20 protein-coding genes are annotated in these 17,755 nt (G+C 58.2%); 9 read left to right on the forward strand and 11 right to left on the reverse strand.

All coding sequences use genetic code 11. The annotated features are described in order from the left end of the window. Position 1: 1 nt before the first annotated feature. Positions 2–610 (reverse strand): imidazoleglycerol-phosphate dehydratase HisB, encoded by a 609-nt coding sequence (gene hisB, locus AC2CHD_RS15380; protein ID WP_484554396.1) that lies wholly within the window; start codon positions 608–610, stop codon positions 2–4. Positions 611–778: 168 nt separating this feature from the next. Between hisB and hslV the strand changes: the two genes are divergently transcribed. From hslV to AC2CHD_RS15400, 4 genes are all read left to right on the forward strand, one after another. Further along, positions 779–1,327 carry an ATP-dependent protease subunit HslV gene (gene hslV, locus AC2CHD_RS15385; RefSeq protein ID WP_229449437.1) on the forward strand — a complete coding sequence of 183 codons (549 nt, stop codon included), beginning with the start codon at positions 779–781 and terminating at the stop codon, positions 1,325–1,327. Next, complete coding sequence (locus AC2CHD_RS15390) at positions 1,317–1,856, forward strand: GNAT family N-acetyltransferase (protein WP_484554397.1); 540 nt, start codon at positions 1,317–1,319, stop codon at positions 1,854–1,856. Before hslV ends, AC2CHD_RS15390 begins: the two co-directional genes overlap by 11 nt. Next, the gene (hslU, locus tag AC2CHD_RS15395) at positions 1,853–3,163 is read left to right on the forward strand and encodes an ATP-dependent protease ATPase subunit HslU (protein ID WP_484554398.1); all 1,311 of its coding nucleotides are present in this window, start codon (positions 1,853–1,855) and stop codon (positions 3,161–3,163) included. The genes AC2CHD_RS15390 and hslU overlap by 4 nt, the downstream gene beginning before the upstream one ends. A gap of 184 nt (positions 3,164–3,347) precedes the next feature. Then, the gene (locus tag AC2CHD_RS15400) at positions 3,348–4,325 is read left to right on the forward strand and encodes a DUF1402 family protein (RefSeq protein ID WP_484554399.1); all 978 of its coding nucleotides are present in this window, start codon (positions 3,348–3,350) and stop codon (positions 4,323–4,325) included. Positions 4,326–4,331: 6 nt separating this feature from the next. Here the strand turns inward: AC2CHD_RS15400 and AC2CHD_RS15405 are convergent, their stop codons facing one another. The 4 genes from AC2CHD_RS15405 to AC2CHD_RS15420 are packed head-to-tail and all read right to left on the reverse strand — an operon-like array spanning position 4,332 to position 7,120. After that, entirely contained in the window at positions 4,332–4,712 is a 381-nt protein-coding gene (locus AC2CHD_RS15405) for a helix-turn-helix domain-containing protein (protein ID WP_484554400.1), read from the reverse strand. Next, on the reverse strand, positions 4,709–5,272 hold the full coding sequence (locus AC2CHD_RS15410) for a Smr/MutS family protein (protein WP_484554401.1): 564 nt from the start codon (positions 5,270–5,272) through the stop codon (positions 4,709–4,711). The genes AC2CHD_RS15405 and AC2CHD_RS15410 overlap by 4 nt, the downstream gene beginning before the upstream one ends. Positions 5,273–5,275: 3 nt before the next feature. After that, on the reverse strand, positions 5,276–6,409 hold the full coding sequence (gene mltA, locus AC2CHD_RS15415; RefSeq protein ID WP_484554402.1) for a murein transglycosylase A: 1,134 nt from the start codon (positions 6,407–6,409) through the stop codon (positions 5,276–5,278). A gap of 3 nt (positions 6,410–6,412) precedes the next feature. Further along, positions 6,413–7,120 carry a Tim44/TimA family putative adaptor protein gene (locus tag AC2CHD_RS15420; protein WP_229449442.1) on the reverse strand — a complete coding sequence of 236 codons (708 nt, stop codon included), beginning with the start codon at positions 7,118–7,120 and terminating at the stop codon, positions 6,413–6,415. A 207-nt stretch (positions 7,121–7,327) separates the two neighbouring features. Here AC2CHD_RS15420 and AC2CHD_RS15425 point away from each other — a divergent pair, with 207 nt between their 5' ends. Together AC2CHD_RS15425 and secB are read left to right on the forward strand one after the other, a co-directional pair. Further along, entirely contained in the window at positions 7,328–7,828 is a 501-nt protein-coding gene (locus AC2CHD_RS15425) for an FxsA family protein (protein ID WP_484554740.1), read from the forward strand. Positions 7,829–7,939: 111 nt separating this feature from the next. Further along, positions 7,940–8,437, forward strand: a complete 498-nt coding sequence (gene secB / locus AC2CHD_RS15430; protein ID WP_484554403.1) for a protein-export chaperone SecB — start codon at positions 7,940–7,942, stop codon at positions 8,435–8,437. A 114-nt stretch (positions 8,438–8,551) separates the two neighbouring features. Here secB and dnaQ read toward each other — a convergent pair whose 3' ends face one another. The 5 genes from dnaQ to AC2CHD_RS15455 all read right to left on the reverse strand — a co-directional run bounded on the left by dnaQ (position 8,552) and on the right by AC2CHD_RS15455 (position 12,187). Beyond that, the gene (gene dnaQ, locus AC2CHD_RS15435) at positions 8,552–9,253 is read right to left on the reverse strand and encodes a DNA polymerase III subunit epsilon (RefSeq protein WP_229449444.1); all 702 of its coding nucleotides are present in this window, start codon (positions 9,251–9,253) and stop codon (positions 8,552–8,554) included. 65 nt (positions 9,254–9,318) lie between these two features. Next, positions 9,319–9,921, reverse strand: coding sequence for a dephospho-CoA kinase (gene coaE, locus AC2CHD_RS15440; RefSeq protein ID WP_229449445.1), 603 nt, complete (start codon positions 9,919–9,921; stop codon positions 9,319–9,321). Then, positions 9,918–10,751 carry a shikimate dehydrogenase gene (locus AC2CHD_RS15445; RefSeq protein ID WP_484554404.1) on the reverse strand — a complete coding sequence of 278 codons (834 nt, stop codon included), beginning with the start codon at positions 10,749–10,751 and terminating at the stop codon, positions 9,918–9,920. The genes coaE and AC2CHD_RS15445 overlap by 4 nt, the downstream gene beginning before the upstream one ends. Continuing rightward, positions 10,744–11,349, reverse strand: coding sequence for a Maf-like protein (locus AC2CHD_RS15450; protein ID WP_484554405.1), 606 nt, complete (start codon positions 11,347–11,349; stop codon positions 10,744–10,746). Before AC2CHD_RS15450 ends, AC2CHD_RS15445 begins: the two co-directional genes overlap by 8 nt. Positions 11,350–11,353: 4 nt before the next feature. Then, entirely contained in the window at positions 11,354–12,187 is an 834-nt protein-coding gene (locus tag AC2CHD_RS15455) for a pyruvate, water dikinase regulatory protein (RefSeq protein ID WP_484554741.1), read from the reverse strand. 399 nt (positions 12,188–12,586) lie between these two features. Here AC2CHD_RS15455 and hemE point away from each other — a divergent pair, with 399 nt between their 5' ends. The 3 genes from hemE (at position 12,587) to rho (ending at position 15,597) form a co-directional block, all read left to right on the forward strand. After that, positions 12,587–13,612 carry a uroporphyrinogen decarboxylase gene (gene hemE, locus AC2CHD_RS15460; RefSeq protein ID WP_484554406.1) on the forward strand — a complete coding sequence of 342 codons (1,026 nt, stop codon included), beginning with the start codon at positions 12,587–12,589 and terminating at the stop codon, positions 13,610–13,612. Continuing rightward, positions 13,612–14,142, forward strand: coding sequence for a protoporphyrinogen oxidase HemJ (gene hemJ / locus AC2CHD_RS15465; protein WP_484554407.1), 531 nt, complete (start codon positions 13,612–13,614; stop codon positions 14,140–14,142). Before hemE ends, hemJ begins: the two co-directional genes overlap by 1 nt. A gap of 189 nt (positions 14,143–14,331) precedes the next feature. Further along, the gene (gene rho, locus AC2CHD_RS15470; RefSeq protein ID WP_025029315.1) at positions 14,332–15,597 is read left to right on the forward strand and encodes a transcription termination factor Rho; all 1,266 of its coding nucleotides are present in this window, start codon (positions 14,332–14,334) and stop codon (positions 15,595–15,597) included. A gap of 71 nt (positions 15,598–15,668) precedes the next feature. Here rho and AC2CHD_RS15475 read toward each other — a convergent pair whose 3' ends face one another. Then, positions 15,669–17,684 carry a thioredoxin domain-containing protein gene (locus AC2CHD_RS15475; RefSeq protein ID WP_484554408.1) on the reverse strand — a complete coding sequence of 672 codons (2,016 nt, stop codon included), beginning with the start codon at positions 17,682–17,684 and terminating at the stop codon, positions 15,669–15,671. Positions 17,685–17,755 lie beyond the last annotated feature (71 nt).

The raw sequence follows: 17,755 nt of genomic DNA on the forward strand, positions 1-17,755 counted from the left end.
CCTATCCCTTCAGGCTGCCCTTGGTGGAGGGTACGGCGTTGCCCTGGCGTGGATCTGCCTCACAGGCGGTGCGCAGCACACGCGCCACCGCCTTGAAACAGGTCTCGGCAATATGGTGACTGTTGGCGCCGTAATGGTTGGTCACGTGCAGGGTGATGCCGGCGTTTTGCGCCAGCGCCTGAAAGAACTCACGCACCAGCTCGGTGTCAAACGTGCCGATCTTCTGGGTCGGAAACGCCACCTCCCAGACAAGGAAAGGACGCCCCGAAACATCGATTGCAGCGCGTGTCAGGCATTCATCCATGGCAAGGTCGAGCGAAGCATAGCGGGTGATGCCACGCCGCTCGCCAAGCGCATCGGAGATCGCCTTGCCCAGCGCGATGCCGCAATCCTCGACCGTGTGGTGATCGTCGATGTGCAGATCGCCCTCAGCCTTGACCGCCATATCGATCAGGGAATGGCGGGAAAGCTGCTCCAGCATATGGTCGAAAAAGCCTACGCCGGTGGCCACATCAAAGCGGCCCTCGCCATCGATACTTACCTTGACTGAGATGGCTGTCTCGTTGGTCTTGCGGCTGACTTCGGCGGTGCGTTTGTTGCTGGAAGCCATGCTCTGTCCCTTTGCGCTGCGTGAAGGCCAGCCTTCTAGCAGCATGTTCGGGCAGCGCCAAGCACTCTCGCCAATCTCGGCTCTCGCGTTTGCATTCCACGATGTTCAACTTACATATTCGCTCTGACGGTGCCGTGCCTTTTCGGGCGGCACGAAAAGGAGTGTGCGATGAGCAACGAGAATTCCATGCACGCCACGACGATCGTCACTGTGCGCAAAGGCGGCAAGGTGGTGATCGCCGGAGACGGGCAGGTCAGCCTGGGCAACACCGTGATGAAGGGCAATGCGCGCAAGGTGCGCCGCATCGGCAAGGGCAATGTGATTGCCGGCTTTGCCGGGGCGACGGCCGATGCCTTCACCCTTCTCGAGCGGCTGGAGGCCAAGCTGGAACAATATCCCGAGCAGCTGATGCGCGCCTGTGTCGAACTGGCCAAGGACTGGCGTACGGACCGCTATCTGCGTCGCCTTGAGGCGATGATGCTTGTGGCCGATAAAAACATCACCCTGGCGCTGACAGGCAATGGCGATGTGCTGGAGCCGGAACAGGGCATCATGGCTATCGGTTCGGGCGGCAACTATGCGCTTGCGGCGGCGCGGGCGCTCTCCGACACCGACAAGGACGCCGAAGAAATCGCCCGCAAGGCAATGGAGATTGCGGCGTCCATCTGCATCTACACCAATGACAATGTCGTGGTGGAAACACTCGATGCCGGGTGATCCGGGGCAGATCGACTTCACCCCGGTCACGGCCGAGCATTATCCGCTCCTGCTTGACTGGCTCCACCGGCCGCATGTGCGGCGATGGTGGGGAGAACCTGAGACGGAGCTGGGATATATCCGCGATATGGTGGAAGGGCGTGATAGCTCCCGACCATTTCTGATCCTTCTGGATGGGGACCCGATTGGCTACATCCAGTACTGGTTTGTAGCCGACAACAGGGACCCGGAAATCCTCGCGGATGAGCCCTGGGTGGCCGAGTTGCCGCACGATGCCGTGGGCGTCGATTTGTCAATCGGCGAAGAAGCGCTTCTTTCACGAGGCATCGGCAGCCGCTCGGTGAACCAGATGGTCCAACGGCTTCTGGACGAGGGATACACCAACATCGTGATCGACCCGGAGCGTGAAAATAGCCGTGCCGTGCGTGCCTATGAGAAAGCGGGCTTTCGCCCGATTCCTCATCTCGAAGGACGCTCCGGAAGCGCTCTCATCATGCAATACGACAAGAAGAACGAGACGGACACATGACCACATTTTCCCCGCGCGAGATCGTTTCCGAACTCGATCGCTACATCATCGGCCAGAAGGATGCCAAGCGCGCCGTGGCTATTGCACTGCGCAATCGCTGGCGCCGGCAGCAGCTCGAACCCAAGCTGCGCGAAGAGGTGATGCCCAAGAACATCCTGATGATCGGCCCGACAGGTGTCGGCAAGACCGAAATTTCCAGACGTCTGGCCAAGCTCGCCGGTGCGCCCTTTGTGAAGGTGGAGGCCACCAAGTTCACCGAGGTCGGCTATGTGGGGCGCGATGTGGAACAGATCATCCGCGATCTGGTCGAAGTGTCCATCGGGCTGACGCGCGAAAAAATGCGCGAGAACGTCAAGGCGCGGGCTCATATGAACGCCGAAGAGCGGGTTCTTGAAGCGCTGGTTGGCAAAACGGCAAGCCCCGCCACGAAAGACAGTTTCCGCAAGAAGCTGCGCAACGGCGAACTGGACGACAAGGAAATCGAGGTGGAGGTCTCCGATTCCGGCGGCGGCATGCCCGGTTTTGAACTGCCTGGAATGCCCGGGGCCAATATTGGGGTTCTGAACATCAACGACATGCTGCAGAAAGCCATGGGCGGCCAGCAGACCAAAAAGCGCAAGACGACGGTCAAGGAATCCTACGAACTCCTGATCGCCGATGAATCCGACAAGCTTCTCGACCAGGACGAGGTGACCCAGCGGGCGCTGGAATCGGCGCAGAACGATGGCATCGTCTTTCTCGACGAGATCGACAAGATCGCCACAAGGGAAGGTGGCGTCGGAGCCGGCGTCTCGCGCGAAGGCGTGCAGCGCGACCTGCTTCCACTGGTGGAGGGCACGACCGTCGCAACGAAATACGGGCCGGTGAAGACCGACCATATTCTCTTCATCGCCTCCGGTGCGTTCCATGTCTCAAAACCCTCGGACCTGCTGCCCGAGCTGCAGGGTCGGCTCCCGATCCGCGTGGAATTGCGAGCGCTGGAGAAGGACGATTTCCGCCGCATTCTCACGGAAACCGAAGCGAGCCTCATAAAGCAGTATGTGGCGCTGATGGAGACGGAAGGCGTGACGCTGGAGTTCACCGACGATGCTATCGACCGGCTGGCGGCCATCGCTGTGGACCTCAACGCCACCGTGGAGAACATCGGGGCTCGCCGGTTGCAGACAGTGATGGAACGTGTGCTCGACGAGATATCTTTCGATGCTCCCGACCGGTCAGGCAGCGCGCTGAAGATCGATGCGGATTATGTCGATGAAAATGTCGGGGATCTGGCCAGAAATACGGATCTGTCCCGCTTCATACTTTAGGGTCAATCGAAATCATGGCCTTGCCTGGCAGGGCCATGAAGCCGGCTTCTCAAGTGTGACATCTCTGCCGCGGTCACGATGTCATCGCGCGCGGCCCACGAATGTCTCTCGACTTGCTGACAGGCTTTGCCTAACTTGCGCCCCATCCAAAAAAAGAATGCACCGGGGGCGCAAGCGGCGCGACATGGCATCACGGGCTCGATTGGTTATCGGCATTTGCGCCGGCTTGATGGGTGCTGGCGTTTTGCCCATCGCAGCGGCAAACCTGGTGCCGGAGGGCAATCGCAATACCGAGCAGCCCCCCATACCCGGCGTTTCGGCAAAACGCACCAAATCCGCGCAAACCACTTATGATGCCAAATATGGCAAGGTCTATCAGCTACTGAAGAACGATAGCGGACTGGTTTCGAAGATCCGCTCCATTTCCGCCCGATATCAGATCGACCCCGTTCACATGGTGGGCGCTATCGTCGGCGAACACACCTACAATGTGGATGCGTATGACCGCCTGCAGACCTACTATGTAAAAGCCATTTCCTACCTGAAGAGTGATTTCTCCTTCTCCCATGGCGGCGAAACCGTTGGGCAGTTCATCAACCGACCCGAATTCGCCGAATGCGAGAAGGAAAAAGGCAGCTACGAGCTATGGAGCTGCCGCGAGGCGGTTTGGGACAAAACGTTCCGCGGAAAGAGCGTGGACGGGAAAAAATGGCCCAACGATCGTTTCGGTGCGGTGTTCTTCCAGCCCTTTTATGCCGGGCAGACCTTTGGTATCGGCCAGCTCAACCCACTGACCGCACTCAAAATGACTGACATGGTGCACAAGGTATCCGGGTTCAGACGGATCAGCCATGACAACCCGCAGGAAGTTTACCAGACCATCATGGATCCGGATAAGTCGCTCGCCTATGTCGCAGCGACCGTGAAAAAGTCTATCTCCGCCTATAAGCGTATTGCCGATTTCGACATTTCCGGAAATCCCGGCATTACGGCGACGCTCTACAATCTCGGCAATCCCGAGGCGCGCGCCGCGCGGCTTGCTGCCGAAAATCGCGTGCGCAGGGCAAAAGGCCAGAAGATAAAATTTCCTGAAGAAAACTATTATGGCTGGCTGGTGAACGACAAACTGGACGAGCTGAAGGCGCTCTTCCAAGATTCCTGACGGCTTCTATTTTTTGCCGACCGCGCGGTCCCCGGTGATATCACGCAACTGCTTCAGCAACAGATCTATCTCGGCGTTCTTCAAAGAACCGATATGAGCCGCCAGAAGGTTGGCGAGTTCGGTGGCGTTGGGTGAAAGTCTTGCCGTGTCTACCACAACACGCGGGTGGGAAAGCTCCGCGATGCGCTGCATCTCGTCTGCGTCGTCCCATATCACATTAAAATAGCCTATGATCTTTTGAACCATCGCCCAATTGGGCGGGCTGGCGCGGCCATGTTCCAAAGACGAGAGATAGGCAGCGCTTACGCCAATGGCTGCTGCCATTTCCTTCTGACTAACCCCGCGCTCCCTGCGAAGCTGGCGGATTTTCTCACCAAGCGGTGTCACATCCCGCTCCCGTGTTTCCGCTTCAGGCGAACATAAAACGCACCGCCTCCACCATGCCGGCGACTGGCCTCATCAATGCCGCTCACAAGCGAGGAAAACGGCGGCGTTGCAAGCCACTGCGGAACGGCACGCCGCAACACGCCATCACTTCCGAAAGAAGCTCCCTTTCCGGTGATGACCAACACATGGCGCACACCATCCGCATGGGCGCGGCTGAGGAATGAAAGAAGAAGGCTATGTGCTTCGGGTTGCGTGAGCCCGTGGAGATCGACGCGGCCTTCCAAGGCAAGCCGGCCCCGTGCAAGCTTTGTATGGGTAGGCTTGTCTATTCGCCGTGTCGGATGGGCTTTCGGCGCAGGGGCCTCCTTGAGAACTGGCTTGAGAGAATTCTTACTGCCGGTGTTCTTTGCCACCAGGCGGGAAAGCTCTGCCATGGTTTCGTCGGTCGGCTCCGGCGCCTCTTCCAGCATCTTTCCCTTCAGCGGCTCGGTTGACCGCGCCACCCGGTTCCAAAGGATGCGGTCTTCCATGCTCAGGCGCTTGGGCGTGTGGCTGCTCATGGATCAGCCTCCCAGGAGCGTGCGTGGAACCAGTGCATAGAAATCCGCTTTGTGGCGGATGCCGCCAGCGATCTCTCCGGCCGCAGTTCCGCTACCGATGAAAAGATCGGCGCGTGCCTGACCTGTAATTGCCGAACCTGTGTCCTGTGCGATCATCAAGCGGCGAAACGGGCCATTATCCACTGCATGAAGATCCGGCGCGTCAATGAAAAAGGGGGTGCCAAATGTGTGAAGGAGGCGATCAACCGCGATCGAGCGACCGGGTGCCAGCTGAACCTTCGCGGCAGCGACCGGGCCCAATTCGCGATCACCCATTTCTGTTTCCCGAAAAAAGATGAACGAGCGATTCTGCCATAGAATCTCGTCGATCCGGTTCGGATTCTCCGAAAACCACGCGCGAATACTCTGCATTGTGACCGCATCTGGAGAAAGTTCGCCGCGTTCGATGAGCACCCTGCCTGCACCCGTGAAATGATGACCGGATTTGGCGGCGTAAGTGACACGCATCGCCGATCCGTCCTGGAGACGCAGGCGAGCAGCACCCTGGACATGGATGAAATAGGCATCGACCCTGTCATCCAACCAGACAAGCTCCAACCCGCGGCCCGTCAAGGCACCGCGATCGATTTCGCCGCGATCGTGAAAGGCGACAAGTCCGCGGTCCGTCTCCCTGGCAAACGCGAAATAGGGGTCCAGATCCGGCGGCCTGTTGCTGTCGTCGACATCAACCAGATCGTCCGGGCGCCGGTAAAGCGGGACATGGAAACGCTCGGTTTTGACGCGTGAAGCTTCGACTTCAGGTTCATAATAACCCGTCACAAAGCCTGGGCCGCCATCCTCCGACTTGATACGGCAGGGAATGAAATGACTTTCAAAAAAGGCGCGCGCTGACCGCTCATCGATATCCGGCATGGCGCGCGCTGCCGTGTACGCAGGGGCAAAGGCAGAAAGGACAATACCGAGAGAGCCCGAGCGATATGGCTTTGTCTCGACTTGGGTCGCCGAACGGGCAAAGGCACGAAAAGCCTCGAGAAGGGTATCCTGCCGCCATCCGGGCACATCGTCGAAGGAGCAGCGCTCAATGCCTGGCGAAAGCGCCGCAAAAGATGCGGCCGTGCACGACGCTTCGCCCGACAAGGATCAATCCTCGGCTTCGGTGGCGACAAGCTTCCAGTTAGGGTCGCGGGAACGCGTATCACGCGCGAAAGTCCAGACGTCCTTGACCTCAGCCACGGTCTCCGGATCACCGTCGATCACCTCGCCGGCGCTGTCGCGCGTGGCAGAGATGAGTTCGCTGACAATGCGCAAAGTGACATGTGCTTCGGAACCCTTCATCTCGGCTGCGATGATCGTCATGTCGTCAATGCCGACAAACGAGGATTCGATCTTCTCCTTGCGCTTCTCGCGTTCGTCGATGGCAGAGACAAAACCCTCGTATACCTCACGGGAGAGCAGGTTTTTCAGCGTACGACGATCACCATCGGCGAAAGCCATAACGATCATTTCGTAGGCCATTTTTGCGCCGTCAACGAAGCTCTTGGGCGCAAAGGAGGGATCCGCATCCCGGATGGCGCGCATTCCTTTGTTCAATTCGGTGCCAGGTTTTGCAACCTTGTCGATATCGGCGTAGATCTGATCGGGTTCCGCGGCACCCTTGCGACGGGGCAACGACACCACATTCTCCCCGTTGGCGCCCTGTTCTTTCCGGGATCCGTTGCGACCGGCCGTGTAGGGATCGAACGGTGGACGCTCATTGCCCGTGCGCCGGCCCAGCACATTGCGCAACTGGAAAAAGATCACCACAGCGGCAATCAGGAAGAAAATCGTGCCGAAATCGAAGAATTCCATAACGTCCAGCCAAACGAGCCACTGTGTTCCACAGCACCTGCCGGCTCGGGGCAGGCGCAGAGGCGACGGCATCCCGTCCCTAACGGAAATCATATAGAACGCAGAGAGCCATCATTCAAATTTCCGGTCAGAATACCTATGTTTTCTCAACTGGCCAGCATGGAACGGTCAGAATCGGCTGAAACACGCAACAAGGCTAACAGGTTCGTGCGCTTTTCCATCGTCCCCTTCCTGCTTCTCGCCATTCCGCTCGCTGAAATCGCGACTTTCGTCGTCGTCGGCAGCCAGATTGGCGTCTTCCCCACGCTCGGCCTGGTCGTTGTTACGGCTATTGCCGGCTCCATCCTGCTCCGGGTTCAAGGGTTTGGCGTTGTTCGTCGGATTCAGGAAACGATGAATGACGGCGGGGTGCCTGGCCGCGATCTTGTTCACGGCATGATGATCATGGTTGCCGGCGTGTTGCTGCTGACCCCGGGCTTTGTCACGGACACGCTGGGTTTCCTGCTCTTCGTTCCGGCTATCCGGGACGCGGGTTGGTCATTCCTGCGCAACCGCATCGTGATTTTGGGTGGTCCAGCATCTCCCCGCACGGATCGCGCCTCGGGCCGTCGGCGCGACCCCGATCCCCAGACAATCGATCTCACAGCGGACGATTACAGCGATACTGGAAACGACCGGTCACCATGGCGTAAACCCGATCAGGACTAGTTTCCGGACCCGGCGCCGCCTTGTCATGCGCCAATGCCCATGCTAGCGAGCAGGCAAATTCAAAAAAGGGGAGCCGTGGCGGCTGCCGAACCACGCTTGAGGAATAAACGCATGGCGAAAAAACCAGAAGAAAAGACCGAAGCTGCCAAGGCAGGCAATGGTGCTCAGCCCTCTCTCAATGTACTGACGCAGTATGTGAAGGATCTGTCCTTTGAGAGTCCAGGTGCCCCCCACTCCCTCCGCGGTCGTTCCGAGGCTCCAGCGATCAACATCAACGTCAATGTCAACGCCAACCCGCTTGGCGACACGGACTATGATGTGGTGCTGACGCTCAATGCCAAGGCCGAGGCAGAAGGCAAAGTCCTGTTCAATGTCGAGTTGATCTACGGCGGTGTCTTCCGGGTGGCCGGATTCCCTCAAGAGCACATGCTCCCGGTTCTCTTCATCGAGTGCCCGCGTCTGCTGTTCCCGTTTGCCCGCCAGGTCATTGCCGATACGACGCGTGCCGGCGGCTTCCCTCCGCTGATGATCGATCCGATCGATTTTGCCCGCATGTTCCAGCAGCGCGTTGCCGAGGAACAGGCGAAGGGGCAGGTTCAGGTTTCCTGAAGCAGAAAAATCCATGGTTTCAGACGGGGCGGTGCTTTCGAGTGCCGCCCCGTTTTGTTTTGAGAAGATTACTCTGGGCAGTACCCACCACCTTGCATATTGAGGCGGCGGTGTTCAGCTGCGCAAAGTGTGCCAGAGGGACTTTTCACCGAGCTTCTCGACCAGTGCCTCATGCGCTGCCCGCTCGGCTTCGCTGATCCTGGGGGGTAGGGGTACAGGTCTTGCTGAAACTCTGATCGAGCTATGGTTCGCATCCCGTCCCGCATCATGGCCACCGGATGAAACCTCAAGCCCCAGCGCAGCCTGCTTTCCACCGATAAGCTCGATGTAGACCTCGGCAAGAAGCTCGGCGTCGAGCAAAGCGCCGTGCTTGGTGCGGTGGCTGTTGTCGATCCCATAGCGGCGGCAGAGCGCATCGAGCGAATTCGGGCCCATCGGATGTTTGCGCCGTGCTATTGCCAATGTATCAACGACCAGCCCCGGATCCACAGGTGGCACGCCGAGGCGGTCAAATTCGGCATTGATAAAGCCGATGTCGAAATTGGCGTTGTGCGCGACGAGCTTTGCACCATCGATAAATTCCAGAAATTCATCGAGAATTGCCCCGAACACCGGTTTATCAGCCAGATCCGCATCGGAAATGCCGTGAACCGCCTGGGCTTCGGGGTGAACGGAGCGCCCCTGTGCATTGATGAAATGATGAAGTGAGCGGCCCGTCGGAAACCGGTTGTCCAGTTCGACACAGCCAAGCTCAATCACCCGGTCCTCATTGGGATCAAGGCCTGTGGTTTCTGTATCAAAAACGATTTCGCGCATTCCTACACTCCGAAGGTCGGACTAGATCAACATGCGCATCCGCCACGAAAGACGCAAGGCGGCGGTCAGGTTGGAACCTCATCCGCTGGGGAAAGTTCGCGTATCACGGCCCTCACAGCCTGTCGCGCCGGTTCCATACCCTCGCCCGTGTCGATAATGAAATCCGCGCGCCTGCGCTTTTCCGCATCGGGCACCTGTCGTGCGAGGATTGCCGCAAACTTTTCCTCCGTCATCCCGGGCCGGGCGAGGACACGTCTGCGTTGCTCTTCCGCAGAGGCAGTTACCACGACGATGCGGTCGACACGATCTTCCCCGCCGGTCTCGAAAAGAAGCGGTATATCGAGCACGACGATTGGTGTGGCATTCTCCCGGTGGCCGGCGACGAAATCATCGGCATCCTGACGCACAAGGGGATGGACGATCTCTTCCAGCGCTTTGAAGGCTTCCGGCTTGCCCATCACCGCTTCGGCAAGGCGGGCCCGGTCGACCGTGCCCTCGATCACGGTTCCGGGAAAGCGCGCCTCGATCAGCGGCGCGGCGACGCCAGTGTATAGACGATGCACCGCCGCATCGGCATCGTGAACCGGGATACCTTCGTCCATGAACATCTTGCCCGTGGTCGACTTTCCCATACCGATGGAGCCGGTCAGGCCGAGAACAACGGTCATGATGTCTCTCCGCCCGCTAGCACGTGCGTACGCAGTGCCTCCGTCACGCTCGGTCTAACACCGAACCAGCGCTCGAATCCGGGCACGGCTTGATGCAACAACATGCCGAGCCCGTCGATCGCTTTCAGCCCACGCTGTTCAGCTGCAGCGAGAAGATCGGTCTTCAGCGGGGCATATACAATATCGCTGATTATTGCGCTGCCCGGCAAAGGCTCGAGCGAAATATCCAGCACAGGCTGGCCGGTCATGCCGAGCGCGCTCGTGTTGACCAGAAGATCTGCATTGCGAAGGAGCGCAGGTATTTCCGCCCAGCCGTGAGCGCTGACGCCTGTGCCGAAGCGGGTCGAGAGTTCCTGCGCACGGGCAAGTGTGCGATTCACGATGCAGATTCTCTTGTAGCCGGCTTTTTGTATGGCATGAACGATGGCTCGGGCCGCGCCGCCAGCACCAAGCACAATTGCTGCTTCACCATCTTTCCAGCCCGGGGCGCCGGCGCTCAAATGTGCGGCAAAGCCGTAGGCATCCGTGTTTCCACCAATCAATTTGCCGGATTCAAACCAAAGCGTGTTGACCGCTCCAATCATCTCCGCCGCTTCATCGCGCCGGTGAACCGCGGCAAAAGCCGCTTCCTTGTGGGGCAGCGTGACGTTGCCGCCGGCATACCCAGAAGCCGGCAAATTCCTGAGAAAGGTAGCGAAATCAAGCGGAGCGACGTCCAGCTTTTCATAGCTGCCGTCGATGCCATGCTCGGCAAGCCAGAACCCGTGAATGAGCGGCGAACGGGAATGGGCGATCGGGTGCCCACAGACGAATGCGCGGATCTCAGCCATCAATGGCACCCAGGCTGCGAAGCTCGGCCAGCAGCGGCAACAGCGGAAGGCCAACTATGGTGAACGTGTCGCCTTCGATCTTCTCAAACAGCTGAATGCCTTCTCCTTCGATCTGGTAAGCACCCACACTCGAAAGTGCCTTTTCTCCCACACTGGAAAGGTGGCGACCAATGAAGCCGGGATCGAGATCACGCATGGTGAGACGCGCAACACCCACATGCCGCCAGATCACCTCACCGTCCCGCGCGATGACCACAGCGCTGTTAAGCTGATGCGTTCGGCCGGATAGTTTTAGAAGATGGCGGCGCGCGCCCTCCATATCAGCCGGCTTGTGAAAGACTTCATCACCCAGCGAAAGTGTCTGATCCGCGCCAATCACCAGCGCGCCCGGCTCACGTTCGGAGACATCGACGGCCTTGGCTTCCGCGAGGATCTGAGCCACTGTCTCGGGATCGGCACCGCTGCCCTCAAGAGTATTTTCCACGGCGCGCTCATCGATTTCCGCGCGTTCAACACGGAAGGCCACACCGGCATCGCGCAGCATTTTCTGGCGAAAGACACTGCCGGACGCCAGAATGATGTCGGTGTTGTCGGTCATGTCGTCACCCTCTGTTCTCCTTCGACTTCGCATATAATGCGAGAATGGCAGCAGCGGTTTCCTCGATCGAGCGGCGGGTTACATCTATCACCGGCCAGCCATGGCGTGCGCAGAGCTGGCGCGCATAGGCGATCTCCCGGGAAATGGTCACCCGGTCGGTATAGGGATTAAACGCGTTTTCATCCACCGATCCCAGAATCCGGTTCTGACGGATTTGCGAAATGCGTTCCGCAGATGCGACCAGCCCCACGATCAAAGGCCGCTTCGCATTGGAAAGCTGCTCCGGCAGCTTCATGTCCAGAACGATGGGCACATTTGCGGTCTTTACGCCCCTGTTAGCCAGATAGATGCTGGTTGGCGTCTTTGATGTACGGGAGATGCCCACCAGGATGACGTCGGCTTCCTCCACATCGAGTGGCAGTTGTCCATCATCATGATCCATTGTGAAGTTCAGCGCATCGATGCGATGAAAATATTGGGCGTCGAGCACGTGCTGAGCTCCCATGCGCCTTCCCGCCGGCGTGCCGAGATAAGACTGAAAGACCATCAGAACCGGCTCGAGCACGGATACACAGGGCAGGCCGAGCGCAGCGCAACCTTCATCCACCTGGCGGGCAAGCTTCTGGTCCACCACCGTATACAGCACGATGCCGGGCTCGCGCTCCACCTCGTCAAGCACACGAGCGAGCTGCTTCTCATTTCGAATCAGCGGGTAGATGTGCTCGATCGCCCGCGCGTCCTTGTATTGCGCGGCTGCGGCGCGTCCTGCGGCCAGCAGAGTCTCACCGGTCGCATCAGAAATCATGTGAAGATGGAAGAAGCGCTGTGGCTGTTGCACGGATTTTTGCCCCGCCATGTGGATGCCTGTTGATAACGCGGGCCCGAAAAAATGGCGAGGCCACACCCTTTGATAACTCCACCTGTTCTTCCACAGACAGGCCTCGTGTGAATTGAGATCGTCCCATGTGGAGAACAATCGACAATTCCTGAACCTTCCTTCACTGTCCACCGGGCGAGGTCAACCCAAATTGCTGCAGCCTATTGAATCTGTGTGCTGAATCCGCATTATCCCCGTTCTTCTGAAGATGTGCGTTTCTGTGAGGCGCGGCAATAAGACCGGGCTCGCGATGCGCAAAACCGTGGACAGATTTGAATCCACATTACAAACAGAGTCTAAGAATCAGAAGAATCTTCAGATCTGTAATTATCTTTTGAATCCTGACTGTGGAGCAGCCTGATGGGGCAGCGGAAAATCCTCGATGTGCTTAGAGGCGAGACGGTGTTTCCGCCTCCCGTCTGGATGATGCGCCAGGCCGGACGATATTTGCCGGAATACCGGGAAGTCCGGAAGCAGGCAGGGAGCTTTCTCGATCTCTGTTACAACCCCGATCTGGCAGTGGAAGTGACATTGCAGCCGATCCGTCGTTTCGGGTTTGATGCATCGATCCTCTTTTCCGACATTCTCGTCGTGCCGCATGCGCTCGGCCGCGACCTGCGCTTCGAGGAGGGCAGAGGTCCGCTTCTGACGCCAATCGATGCTAGCGGTATCGCAAAACTTGAGACATCGGGTTTTCACGATCATCTGGCGCCGGTCTACGAAACGGTGCGGCGGCTTCGCAGGGAGCTTCCCGATGAAACGACACTGCTCGGATTCTGCGGAGCGCCCTGGACGGTGGCGACCTACATGATTGCCGGGCATGGCACACCGGACCAGGCACCGGCCCGCATGTTCGCGCTTGAGCAGCCGGAGGCCTTTTCCACGCTGATCGACTGCCTTGCAGACTGTTCCGCCGAATATCTGATCCGCCAGATCGACGCCGGCGCTGATGCGGTACAGATTTTCGATTCCTGGGCGGGCGTTCTCGATGAACTGTCTTTCGAGCGGTGGTGCGTGAAGCCGGTGGCACGGATGGTGGCCAAGGTGCGGGAAAAGCATCCAGACACACCGATCATCGGCTTTCCTAAGGGAGCAGGCACGCTTTACGCAGGCTATCGCCGGGAGACGGGCGTGACGGCACTCGGGCTCGACTGGACGGTTCCTCTGGGCACAGCGCGCCGCCTGCAGGCCGAGGGGGCGGTTCAGGGCAATCTGGACCCTCTGAGGCTGATTGCCGGCGGAGAGGCGCTCCACGAGGGCGTGGACGCGATTGTGGAGGCGCTGCGGCATGGCCCGTTCATCTTCAACCTTGGGCACGGCATCACGCCGAAGACGCCCATTGAGCATGTGGAAGCAATGCTGAAACAGATTCGGGAGGCCGATTGATGGCTGCGAGCGATACAAGCGGCAAGAAGGCTGCAGGCCGGGCTTTCGCGGCGCTGGCGATCTTCATCGGTCTGACAGCGCTTCTGTTTTTCTATAATCCGTCCGGTTTCTATCCCTGGGCCAAGGCCATTCATGTGATCGCGGTGATCGCCTGGATGGCGGGTATGCTCTACCTGCCGCGTCTCTTCGTTTATCACGCGGATGCCGCGCCGGGATCGGAGACATCAGAAACTTTCAAGATCATGGAGGGGCGCCTCTTACGGCTGATCATCAACCCGGCGATGATGGTCACCTGGGTACTGGGTCTGTGGCTTGCCTGGAACGGCTTCGGCTTATCCGGTGGGTGGCTGCATGCCAAGATCGGGCTGGTGGTCGCTATGTCCGGTGTGCACGGTTATTTCTCGGCATCTGTTCGCCGGTTTGCCGCCGACCAGAACACGAAGCCGGCGCGTCATTGGCGTATAATGAACGAAGTGCCGACGGTTCTGATGATCGTCATCGTTATCCTTGTTATCGTCAAACCCTTCTGATACGGGTTTTTGAAAGACCGCCCGTGAGATGAAACCGGGAAAGCCGTCTTGCCCTTTGGCATAGACGGCGGTAAGAGATGGTTCCTTCCTTTTTGTCCGGTTCCACGAATATCTTCCGTTTCGAGTGAAGCCGGCCGGCACCAAATACGCCTACCTCCACCTTTTCCGTTGCCTTTCCAGAGTCCGCACATGCAGGAAATGAAACTCCAAGAGCTGAAAAGCAAATCGCCAACCGATCTCATTGCGTTCGCAGAATCGCTCGAGGTCGAAAACGCCAGCATCATGCGCAAGCAGGAGCTGATGTTCGCGATCTTAAAGAAGCTCTCCACCCAGGATATCGAGATTATCGGTGAGGGTGTTGTCGAAGTGCTGCAGGATGGCTTCGGCTTTCTCCGCTCGGCAACAGCCAACTACCTGCCCGGTCCCGACGATATCTACATCTCCCCCTCGCAGATCCGCCGTTTCTCGCTGAAAACCGGCGATACGGTCGAGGGTCCGATCCGCAGCCCCAAGGAAGGCGAGCGCTACTTCGCCCTTCTCAAGGTCAACACGATCAATTTCGAGGATCCGGAAAAGATCCGCCACAAGATCCATTTCGATAACCTCACTCCGCTCTATCCCGATGAGCGGCTGAACATGGAAATCGAAGATCCGACAAAGAAAGACCTGTCGGCGCGTGTGATCGATCTGGTGGCGCCGCTCGGCAAGGGGCAGCGTGGCCTGATCGTCGCGCCGCCGCGCACGGGTAAGACGGTTCTTCTGCAGAACATCGCCCATTCGATCACGTCCAATCACCCGGAATGCTTCCTGATCGTGCTTCTGATCGACGAGCGTCCGGAAGAAGTGACCGACATGCAGCGCTCGGTGAACGGTGAAGTGATTTCCTCCACCTTTGACGAGCCGGCCTCGCGCCATGTGCAGGTTGCCGAAATGGTCATCGAGAAGGCGAAGCGTCTGGTCGAGCATGGCCGCGACGTGGTTATCCTGCTCGATTCGATCACCCGCCTCGGCCGTGCCTACAACACGGTGGTGCCGTCCTCAGGCAAGGTGCTGACGGGTGGTGTTGATGCCAACGCGCTACAGCGACCGAAGCGCTTCTTCGGTGCAGCGCGCAACATCGAAGAGGGCGGTTCGCTGACGATCATCGCAACCGCGCTGATCGATACGGGCAGCCGCATGGACGAAGTGATCTTCGAAGAGTTCAAGGGAACGGGCAATTCCGAAATCGTTCTCGATCGCAAGGTTGCAGACAAGCGCATCTTCCCGGCTATCGACATTCTCAAGTCTGGTACCCGAAAGGAAGACCTGCTCATTCCGCGGCAGGACCTGCAGAAAATTTTCGTTCTGCGCCGCATTCTGGCGCCGATGGGCACCACGGATGCCATTGAATTTTTGAACGACAAATTGAAGCAAACCAAGACGAATTCTGAGTTCTTCGATTCCATGAACACTTGATCGGTTTGCGCTTTTCGCAGATCGTTTTGAGAAGTGTAAGGCGGCGCTGCTGTGCCGCCTTTACTGTTTGTTCACCAAGAAGTCGGTGCCTGGCTGGCTTGGCGCAGGGCGGCGTCTAACGCCTCAGGCGTCTCAAAGGGCGGCAGGCAGACTTTCCCGATGCAGAGATAGGCCGCTCTCTTTTCAGCGTTGATGCTCATGCCGTCTGGTAGGCTTTGAGGACGGTCATCGGTGATGACAATGTCGAACCGGGATGGATCCAGGTATCGATTCGCTACCGGAACGAAAACGCGCTGATTGTCAGGCTCAACCATAAGAAGCTTTTTGGACATCTCAACCAGTGCCGAGGCGTAGACGACGCCCGCCTGGCCATAGGCTTGTCTGACTGTTCGGCCCAGAGCAGACTCTGCCACGTCTGAAACATGGTTGTTAAGCGTTTCGTGGGAAAGCATTGAGAGGGCCAGGAGGGCCTCAATGATCTGGCTGGTAGCGGATGGTATGGCTTCATCCACGTCTCCGCGTATCCGCATAGGCAGGTCCGCTGCATCGCTCGCCGTAAGATAATAGCCTGTTCCGCTCTCATCGAGGTACCAAGAGCGAAGTTTGTCAGCCCAATCATTTGCCTGTTCGAGAAAATCTTGCTCTCCGGTTGATTGAAAAAGCGATGCCGCGGCGGAAATCACGCAGGCGTAATCGCTCGAGAGACCAGGAAAAACCGCTTTTCCCCCGCGTAGGCTGTGCGGAAGACGCCCATCTCGCATCGATTCGCTTACGAAACGAAAAGCCTGTCGCGCGGCGTTCAACCAATCTGGGCGTTGGAGCAGACGTGCTGCCTCTGCAAGTGCACTGATCGTGAGACCATTCCAATCAACAAGGACTTTATCGTCGCGGCCGGGTTGGTCACGCTTCTGTCTTGCAGTGAGAAGCTTATCCAGCATGGATCGCAGCTGCGTTTCCCGTACCGCGCCGAGATATTGAGGTTGATGGCGGCGGTGAAGGATCGGATCTCCCTCCCAATGCTCTGGACTGGCCAAAGAGAAGGTTTCGAAGAAGACGTGCGCCTGATTGCCCAGGACGTCCGCAATCTGCGCTTTCGTCCAAAGATAGGTTTTTCCTTCAACACCACGAGTATCGGCATCAAGACTGGAGGCGAAGGCGCCACTCTCCAAACGCATCTCGCGCAGCAGCCAGGCAACAGTCTCTTCGATTCGGATGCGGAACAACTCGTTCGCTGTTTCGCTATAAGCCCAGCAAAGCAGGCGCAGGAGCTGAGCATTGTCGTACAGCATCTTCTCGAAATGGGGAACAAGCCAGCGCTCGTCAGTCGAGTAGCGTGCCAGCCCACCGCCGACATGATCGTAAATCCCGCCAGCCAGCATCGCTGTGAGACTTTCGATCACGGCGGATCTATGGTCATCAGCCCGGCTCAGCCACAGCGTGCGCATGAACGGGGCGTTGGGAAACTTGGGAGCACCACGCAAGCCGCCCAGATCCTTATCGATCATCGAATGGATCTTGGCGGCAAGCGACTCAAGTGCTGTGCGCGGCGAAACGGGACCTCGTGCATCGGATGCAAGTTGCGCTTTCACGTGAGCGCTGAGTACGCTGGCACTTTTCAAAAGCTCGCTTTGCTTGTTCTGCCAGGCTTCATTCACCGCGTGCAGAACTTGCTGGAAACCTGGCCGTCCATACTGCTGCCTTGGAGGGAAATATGTGCCGCCCCAAAAAGGCTGTGCGTCGAAATCGAGGAACATCGTCAACGGCCAGCCGCCTTGCTCTCCCATCGCGGAAAGCGAAGCCATGTAGATCTGGTCGATCTCCGGCCGCTCTTCCCTATCAACCTTGATGTTGACGAAATAGCGGTTCATCACCTCTGCGACTTGGGGATCTTCAAAAGACTCATGTGCCATCACGTGGCACCAGTGACAGGCCGCGTAGCCAACGGAAAGCAGAATTGGCTTGCCTGTTTCCCGTGCCTCCCGTAGGGCATTTGCGGTCCAGGGCCTCCAGTGAACGGGATTATCCTTGTGCTGGAGCAGATACGGACTTGTCTCGTCCGCCAGAAGATTTTTTGCGGGCAGCGGCATGGCGGCTCCTTGCACATCGAACGGTTATGGAAAATATCTAGCCCTGACTTCAGCGCCACGGTAAGGCGCTT

Source organism: Nitratireductor sp. ATLC21 (genome assembly GCF_057196525.1).

Coding starts and splice junctions, on each gene's coding strand:
- hisB (WP_484554396.1), bottom strand. CDS start 610: ATGGCTTCCAGCAACAAACGCACCGCCGAAGTCAGCCGCAAGACCAAC.
- hslV (WP_229449437.1), top strand. CDS start 779: ATGAGCAACGAGAATTCCATGCACGCCACGACGATCGTCACTGTGCGC.
- AC2CHD_RS15390 (WP_484554397.1), top strand. CDS start 1,317: ATGCCGGGTGATCCGGGGCAGATCGACTTCACCCCGGTCACGGCCGAG.
- hslU (WP_484554398.1), top strand. CDS start 1,853: ATGACCACATTTTCCCCGCGCGAGATCGTTTCCGAACTCGATCGCTAC.
- AC2CHD_RS15400 (WP_484554399.1), top strand. CDS start 3,348: ATGGCATCACGGGCTCGATTGGTTATCGGCATTTGCGCCGGCTTGATG.
- AC2CHD_RS15410 (WP_484554401.1), bottom strand. CDS start 5,272: ATGAGCAGCCACACGCCCAAGCGCCTGAGCATGGAAGACCGCATCCTT.
- AC2CHD_RS15420 (WP_229449442.1), bottom strand. CDS start 7,120: ATGGAATTCTTCGATTTCGGCACGATTTTCTTCCTGATTGCCGCTGTG.
- secB (WP_484554403.1), top strand. CDS start 7,940: ATGGCGAAAAAACCAGAAGAAAAGACCGAAGCTGCCAAGGCAGGCAAT.
- dnaQ (WP_229449444.1), bottom strand. CDS start 9,253: ATGCGCGAAATCGTTTTTGATACAGAAACCACAGGCCTTGATCCCAAT.
- coaE (WP_229449445.1), bottom strand. CDS start 9,921: ATGACCGTTGTTCTCGGCCTGACCGGCTCCATCGGTATGGGAAAGTCG.
- AC2CHD_RS15445 (WP_484554404.1), bottom strand. CDS start 10,751: ATGGCTGAGATCCGCGCATTCGTCTGTGGGCACCCGATCGCCCATTCC.
- AC2CHD_RS15450 (WP_484554405.1), bottom strand. CDS start 11,349: ATGACCGACAACACCGACATCATTCTGGCGTCCGGCAGTGTCTTTCGC.
- hemE (WP_484554406.1), top strand. CDS start 12,587: ATGGGGCAGCGGAAAATCCTCGATGTGCTTAGAGGCGAGACGGTGTTT.
- hemJ (WP_484554407.1), top strand. CDS start 13,612: ATGGCTGCGAGCGATACAAGCGGCAAGAAGGCTGCAGGCCGGGCTTTC.
- rho (WP_025029315.1), top strand. CDS start 14,332: ATGCAGGAAATGAAACTCCAAGAGCTGAAAAGCAAATCGCCAACCGAT.
- AC2CHD_RS15475 (WP_484554408.1), bottom strand. CDS start 17,684: ATGCCGCTGCCCGCAAAAAATCTTCTGGCGGACGAGACAAGTCCGTAT.